4 protein-coding genes are annotated in these 7,858 nt (G+C 70.8%); 1 reads left to right on the top strand and 3 read right to left on the bottom strand.

Annotated elements, in window-relative coordinates; genetic code table 11:
- Positions 1–431: 431 nt before the first annotated feature.
- Both ACJ73U_RS35005 and ACJ73U_RS35000 read right to left on the bottom strand, forming a co-directional pair.
- Entirely contained in the window at positions 432–2,636 is a 2,205-nt protein-coding gene (locus ACJ73U_RS35005; protein WP_407782044.1) for an MMPL family transporter, read from the bottom strand.
- Positions 2,637–2,790: 154 nt separating this feature from the next.
- Complete coding sequence (locus tag ACJ73U_RS35000; protein ID WP_407782043.1) at positions 2,791–3,246, bottom strand: hypothetical protein; 456 nt, start codon at positions 3,244–3,246, stop codon at positions 2,791–2,793.
- A gap of 146 nt (positions 3,247–3,392) precedes the next feature.
- Between ACJ73U_RS35000 and ACJ73U_RS34995 the strand changes: the two genes are divergently transcribed.
- The gene (locus tag ACJ73U_RS34995; protein ID WP_407782042.1) at positions 3,393–3,896 is read left to right on the top strand and encodes a polyketide cyclase; all 504 of its coding nucleotides are present in this window, start codon (positions 3,393–3,395) and stop codon (positions 3,894–3,896) included.
- Between the two features lie 72 nt (positions 3,897–3,968).
- On the opposite strand, the gene ACJ73U_RS34990 is transcribed toward ACJ73U_RS34995, so the two are convergent.
- Positions 3,969–7,858: SDR family NAD(P)-dependent oxidoreductase (locus ACJ73U_RS34990; protein WP_407782041.1), on the bottom strand; the 3,890-nt coding region annotated here is incomplete at its 5' end.

Here is a 7,858-nt window from a genome sequence, read left to right as displayed (position 1 = left end):
CCTGTGGCCAGGGTGGCGAAACAGACCTCCCCCCAAGGCAGTTCGGTGGTGGTGGCGGGGGCAAGGCAGGCCGGCGCCAGCCTGCCCCCGAAGGGGCCTGCCCAGGGCGGCGGAGGCTCGCGGGTCAAGGGTGACGGCCGCCAGGCCGTCATCGGGCGGAGCCCGACGCCGAAGGCGCCCTTGACGCGTGAGTCGCCGCCCGTACAATCCCGCCACCACCACCGAACACCAAGGACGCAGCGCGCACCACCAACCACCCGAACACCCGGCACGAGGCAGGCGGCACAGAACCCACGGGACACCCAAGGACGCGCACCGCCGCCACCGAACACCGAGGACGAGGCCCGCATCACCAAAGCCACCGAAGTCCCACACACGAGGAGCCCCTCTGAGACACCAACGTCTCAGAGGGGCTCCTCGAAACCTGACGCTCAGGCCACCGGAACGCGCGCCTTCTTCTCCTCAGCGGGCTCCGTATCCCCCGCCCCCGACTCGCTGAGCCCGATCTTCCCGTGCAGCCACCGCAACGGCTTGGGCGACCACCAGGCAGCCCTACCCAGCAACCGCATCCCGGCCGGCACCAACACCCCACGAATCAACGTTGCGTCGATCATGATCGCCAACCCGGCGCCCAACCCGAACATCTGCAGGAAACTCACCCCACCCGTACCGAAGGCGAAGAAGTTCACCGCGATCAACACGGCAGCCGTCGACACGATCCGCCCGGTGTGGGACAGCCCCTCCACCACCGCGGCCCGCCGGTCCAGCCCGAGATCGTGCCCCTCCTTGATCCGGCTCAGCACGAACACCTCGTAGTCCATCGACAACCCGAACGCGATGCAGAACAGCAGCATCAACATGCTCGTGTCCAACGGCATCGGGGTGAAGCCCAGGAAGTCCGAAAGCCATCCGTGCTGGAAGATCAGCACCATCACACCGATCGTCGCCGACAGGCCCAGCACGTTGAACACCAACGCGCGGATCGGCTGCAGCACGCTACCGGTGAACAAGAACAACAGGACGAACGTGGACAGCGCGATCAACCCGGCGGTGAGCGGCAGGCGACTGCCGATCGCGTCCTTGCTGTCCAACAGCACCGCGGCCGGTCCACCCACCAGAATCTGGGCGGGTCCGGTGGTCGAACGAATGGTCTTGACCAACGCCTGCGCACCGTCCGAGCGGGACTCGTCGCGGGTGACCACCGCGAAACGCTGCACCGTCGGCCTGCCCATCGCCGCGTCCGCCGGCGTGGCGCCGGATGTCGCGCCGTTGATGAACGACCCGGCGCTCGAGTCCACCCGGGCCACGTCGGGCAGCCGCGACAGCTCGGCCGCGTACTCGGCCACTCGCGTCGGTGACACCGCGCTCGGCACGATCACCTGGATCGCACTGCTGCTGTCGTCCGGGAAGTGCGCGCGGAGCGTGTCGCCCACCTGCCTGGTCTGGGTGGCGGTCGTCAGCACCCGGTCGTCCGGGGTGCCGAACTCGGCCTTCAGTAGCGGGCTGGCACCGACCAGCAGCACCGCGATCACCGGCAGCGCGCACAGGACCGGGTGGGCGGTCACCACAGCGGCCACCCTGCGCCAGAACGGGGACACCGCACTCGGCGTCTTCTTGAACCACGGCAGGCGGCCCGCGTTCACGCGGTATCCCAACACCGTGAGCAGCGCGGGCAGCACCACGATCGACGTGATCATCGCGATCAGCACCACCGCGATGCCCGAGTACGCGAAGGAACGCAGGAAGTACAGCGGGAACACCGTCAGCACGGCCAGCGCCACCGCCACGGTCAGACCACTGAACACGATGGTCCGGCCGGCCGTCCGCACGGTCCGCACCACCGCGTCCGGCACCGGCCGGCCCGCGGTCAGCTCCTCGCGGAACCGGCTCACCATCAGCAGCGCGTAGTCCACGGCGAGGCCCAGGCTCAGCGCGGTGGTCAGGTTGATCGAGTAGATCGACACGTCCGTCGCCGACGCGATCCCGGACAGGGCCGCGAACGTGCCGAACACCGTGACCGCGCCGATGAGCAGCGGCAGCGACGCGGCGACGAGGCTGCCGAACGCGAAGATCAGCAGGACGAGGATGATCGGCACGGCGATGCCCTCGGCCAGCGCCAGCGACTTGCCGATCTCCACTCCGCTTTCGACGTCCAACATCTTCAGTCCGCCGAACGCCAGCGTGTACGACGTTCGCGGCCCGGTGAGGTACCTGTCGGTGAACTTCTCGGTCGCGTCCTGGTCGTCGTGCACGAGCTTGATCACGATCAGCGCGTGCCTGCCGTCGTCGGAGCGCAGGCCCGGCGCCTTCGTCTCCCAGTAGGACACCGAGGACGAGACCGCGGGGTCGTCCGCGATGCGGCCGGCCAGGTCAGCGGCGGGGGTGCGCACGTCCTCGTCGTCGACCGTGCCCGTGCGCGCGGTGATCATCGCCACGACGTCCACGTCGCCGCCGAACTGGTCGTCGATGACGTTCTGGACCTTCGAGGATTCCGCGGCCGGGTCGGTGAAGCCTCCCGGCTTGAGCTTGCCGAAGGCCGTGAAACCCACCGCGGCAGCGCCGATCAGCACGATCAGGGCCGTGATGAGAATCCCGCGGGAGCGGGTGGCGGCGAAGCGACCGATGGCAGTGAACATGATTACCTACGCCCCTGACAGAAAAACCTGGAGTGAACGAGTGCTTCCACGCTCCCAGTCGCCGTCGTGCTCGGTCAACCGTCGGCCACTCGTTCAGGTGCAAGAGATGAGTGGGATCGGGCGGGAACGTGAATTCGTCATGTCGCGCCGGTGACTAGTTCACGCCGGCGGGCACGTCCTCGACTTCTTCGCTGTGCCTGTGGTGCGCGTGGGAACCGGTGTACTCGTCGAGCCGGAACAGCATCGCGACGACCATCGCCGGGACCATCAGCACGTGCCCGACAACCATGATGGCCATTTCCGAGACGAGTCCGGCCCAGTAGAACGGGTACATGGCGACGAACGGGATGTACATGGCCAGCGACATCTCCAGGATGGCCGGCCAGCCGCAACCGCGGATGCGCATCCACACGGCCATGCCGATCGACATGGTGGTCGCCATGACCAGCGTCATCGGCACCGTGTAGTCGTTGAGGAACGACCAGCCGACGGCGTCGAAGAGCGCCTTGAGCGGCAGGCCGAGCGCGAACATGCCGACGACCATGGCGATCGACATCTCGAGCAGGTGCTGGACGAAGTTCCAGGTCGGACCTTTCACCGCGATTTTCACGCGCGCCACCTCCGGTCGTTTGTCACGTCACGCGGAAAAACCTTATCGCGGGCACGGTAATCGACCGGTAATCGCGCCGGTGCGGCGCACTGGAATCGCACTCGGTGGTAGTGACCGAAAAGCGCGGGATACGGGATCATTGACACATGGTTTTCCCTGGAGAGGTGTGGGGCGCGACAGCCGAGGAACGCGCTGCGAAGCTGCCCTGTGACGACATTTACCCGGACGGGCTGGCGGCCGACCGCGCCGTTTCCGTCGACGCCCCGCCGTCGTTGGTGTGGGCGTGGCTCTGCCAGATCCGCCTGGCGCCCTACAGCTACGACTGGCTCGACAACTTCGGCAAGCGCAGCCCCCGGGAGCGCACGCCGGAGCTGGTCGACCTGGAGGTGGGCCAGCGGTTCATGCGACTGTTCACCCTGGCCTGCTTCGAGCGGGACGACCACGTGACCATCAGCAACAAGAACGTCGCCACGACGTACGCGGTGCGTCCGGAGGGGACGGGCACGCGGCTGGTCGCCCGCACGATCTTCAACGGCCCCAACGCCGTCGGCCGCCCGCTGGGCATGGTCGACTGGATCATGATGCGCAAGCAGCTGCTGAACATCAAGGCCCACGCGGAACGCGAGCACGCGACCATCACCGTCAGCTGACCCGAAACGCCCTCATCACCACACGAGAGAGGCCGCGCGGCTCCCGCCGCGCGGCCTCTCTTGGTGGTAAGGCTAGGAAGCCTTGCCCAGGGCACGCTTGATCAGGTCGTCGACGTCCATGCTGTCGAGGTCGCGTGCCGGCGCCGGTTCCGCCGCGGAACCGGTGTCCACCAGGGACAGCAGGGTGTCGAGGATGCCCGCCTCGCGGAAGCGGTCCACGGGCACCGTGGCAAGGGTGCGGCGCAGCGCGTCCTCGTCCACCTTGGGCGCCTCGGCGGCCGGGTCGGTCAGCAGTGACGCCAGCACGTGCTCCGCCAGTGCCTCCGGGGTCGGGTAGTCGAACACGAGCGTGGCCGGCAGTCGCAGGCCGGTCGCGGTGTTGATCCGGTTGCGCAGCTCGACCGCGGTCAGGGAGTCGAACCCGAGGTCCTTGAACGCCTGCTCGGTGACCGCGTCGGCGGAGCCGTGGGCGAGGACGGTCGCCACCTCGGTGCGCACCAGGTCGAGCACCGCGGGCAGCCGGTCGGCCGGCGGCAGGCCGGTGAGGCGGTCGACCAGCGCGGCGACGTCGGCCTTCGCGGCCCGCCTGGCCGGGACGCGGACCAACCCGCGCAGCACCGGCAGGTCCGTGCCGGACTTGCGCAGCGCCACCGGGTCGAGCTTCACCGGCACGGCCAGCGCGGCGGCCACGCGGGTCGCGCTGTCGAACAACGCCAGCCCTTCCCCGGTGGACAGCGCGCCGAAACCGCTGCGGTTGAGCCGGGCCAGGTCCAGTTCAGACAGCTCGCCGGTCAGGTCGCTGGCCTGCGCCCACAGGCCCCACGCGAGCGACAGCGCCGCCCGGCCCTGTGCCCGGCGGTGTGCCGCCAGCGCGTCCAGCACGCTGTTGGCGGCCGCGTAGTTCGCCTGTCCCGGGCCGCCCAGCAGTCCGGCGACCGAGGAGAACAGGACGAACAACTCGACGTCGCCGACCAGCTCGTGCAGGGTGACCGCGGCGTCGACCTTCGGCGCCAGTACCCGGTCGAGGCGCTCGGGGGTGAGGGTGTCGACGGTGCCGTCGTCGAGCACGCCCGCGGCGTGGACGACGCCGGTCAGCGGGTGCTCGGCGGGGACCGCGTCGAGCACGGCGGCGAGCGCGGCCCGGTCGGTCACGTCACACGCGGCCACGGTGACCGCCGCGCCGAGTCCGGTCAGGTCCTCGGTCAGCGCGGGCACGCCCGGCGCACCCGAGCCACGCCTGCTGAGCAGGAGCAGGTGGCGCACGCCGTGTGTGGTCACGAGGTGGCGGGCGAGCAGCGCGCCGAGGCCGCCGGTGCCGCCGGTGATCAGCACGGTGCCGTCCGGGTTCGGGGTGGGCGCCGGGGCGGTGGGCCGGCCGCGCACGAGACGCGGGACGTACAGCCTGCCGCCGCGGACCGCGACCTGCGCCTCCCCGGTGGCGACGGCCGCGCGCACGGCACTCTCGTCGTCCGTGTCGACCAGCACGAACCGGTTCGGCTGCTCGGACTGGGCGGTCCGGACGAGGCCCCACACCGCGGCGGCGGCCACGTCGGTGACGTCCTCACCGGGCTCGACCGCGACCGCGCCGGTGGTGACCAGCACGAGCCGCTCCGGCCGGTCCTCGGCCAGCCACTCCTGGACGAGCGCCAGCGCCCGGCGGGCGGTCTCCCGTGCGGCGCCGGGGACATCGCCGGCGCCGGCGATGTGTTCGATGACCGCCTCGACGGGCTCGCCCTCCCCCGCGTCGACGCCGACCCAGGTCAGTTCGAACAGGTTGCGTTCCGCCGACCCCGCGACGGCGAGCTGTTCCGGGGTGACCGGCCGGACGGCCAGCGCGCCGACGCGGGCCACGGGTGCGCCGGTGTCGTCCGCCAGGTCGAGGGTGTAGGCGTCGCCGTTCCCGCTGATCTTCACGCGCAGGGTGGTCGCGCCGGTCGCCGTCACCGTGACGTCGTGCCAGGAGAACGGGAGCGCGAGCCGCCGCTGTCCCGTCGCCGCGGCCAGCAGGGCGTGCAGGGACGAGTCGAGCAGTGCCGGGTGCAGGCGGAACCGGCCGGCGTGCGTGGCCTGTGCCTCGTCGAGGGCGACCTCGGCGAAGACGTCCTCGCCGCGCCGCCACACATTCTGGAGGCCCTGGAACGCGGGCCCGTACTCGAGGCCGATGCCGGCCAGCTCGTCGTAGAGGTCCGATGTGGACACGGGGGACGCGCCCGGCGGGGGCCATTCGGTGAGCGCCACGGCCGCGGGGTCGGCGTCGGTCAGCCGGCCGCTGGCGTGCCGGGTCCAGTCCTGACCGTCCTCGGGTCGCGAGTGGACAGTCACGGTCTGGTCCGCGTCGACGGCCACCTGGACGACGACCGCGCCGGTGTCCGGGAGCACGAGCGGCGCCTGGAGGGTCAGCTCCTCGATGCCGTCGCGGTCGACGCGGGCACCGGCGTGCAGTGCCATCTCGACCAGGGCCGCGCCGGGCACGAGCACGGTGCCGGCGACGGCGTGGTCGGCCAGCCACGGGTGGGTCCTGAGCGAGAGCCGACCGGTGAGCAGCACGCCCTCGCTCCCGGCGACGTCGACGACCGCGCCGAGCAGCGGGTGCTCGGCGGCGCCGAGGCCGGCGGCGGTGACGTCGGCGGTGCCGGTGCCGGGCATGAGCCAGTAGTGGCCGTGCTGGAAGGCGTAGGTGGGCAGCGTGACCTGCTTCGCGCCGGCGTAGAAGGCGTGCCAGTCGATGGCGTCGCTCCGCACGGCGAGGGTGGCCAGGGCGGCGGCCATGGTCTGGACCTCGTCGCGGCCCGTGCGCAGGGTGGCGACGAACTCCGCCTCCGCGACGGCTCGCCCCAGCGCGGTGAGCACGCCGTCCGGCCCCAGTTCGACGAACGTCGTCACGCCCTGCTCGACGAGCGCGGTGACGGCGTCGGCGAAGCGGACGGCCGAGCGAACCTGGTTGACCCAGTATTCGGGGTCGGTCCACGTGCCGTCGGGGGTGACGGTGGAGATGACCGGGATCTGCGGCTCCGCGTAGGAGATGCTCTCCGCGACGGTACGGAACTCGTCGAGCATGGGTTCCATCAGGGGCGAGTGGAAGGCGTGGGAGACGGTGAGCTGCTTGGTCTTGCGACCCTGCCCGGCGAAGATCGCGGCAACGGCCCGCACGTCCTCGGCGGCACCGGAGATCACCACCGAATCGGGTCCGTTGATCGCACCGATCCCGACCGTGTCGGTGAGGTGCGGGGTGACCTCGTCCTCACTGGCCTGGACGGCGATCATCGCACCACCCGCCGGCAGAGCCTGCATCAGCCGACCCCGCGCCGTCACCAATCGCGCCGCGTCCTCCAGGGAGAACACACCGGACACATGCGCCGCGGCCAACTCACCGATCGAATGACCCGCCACGAAATCCGGCCTGAGACCCCACGACTCCAGCAGCCTGAAGAGGGCGACCTCGATCGCGAAGAGCGCCGGTTGGGTGTTGCCGGTCTCGTCCAGGCCCTCGCCGGAGGTGATCACCGCACGCAGGCCCGGGTCGAGGTGGACGCAGACCTCGTCGAAGGCCGCCGCGAACGCCGGGAACGTCTCGTACAGTTCCCGCCCCATGCCGGTTCGCTGCGCGCCCTGACCGGTGAAGAGGAAGGCGAGCCTGCCGTCGGAACGACGGCCGGCGGCCAGCTCGGCACCCGAGCCGTTCAGCACCACGCGGTGGTCGAACCTGGCCCGCTTCGTGGCCAGCGTGTACCCGACGTCGGCGGGGTCGAGGTCGACGGTCCGCAGGCGTGCGGCCTGGGCCCGCGCGGCGGCCGCTGTCTTGGCCGACACCAGCCAGGGCGTGATCGGCAGGGCGGGGGTCGCCGGCCGCTCGGCAGGGGCGGGGGGCTCCTCGATGATCACGTGGGCGTTGGTGCCGCCGATGCCGAACGACGAGATGCCGGCCCGCCGCGGGTGGCCGTTCGCCGGCCACTCGACGGGTT

Source organism: Actinophytocola sp., from assembly GCF_045807065.1.
Taxonomy (GTDB): Bacteria; Actinomycetota; Actinomycetes; order Mycobacteriales; family Pseudonocardiaceae; genus Actinophytocola.
The sequence above is the reverse complement of the archived record's forward strand: the minus strand, read 5'-3'. Positions and strand labels throughout refer to the sequence as shown.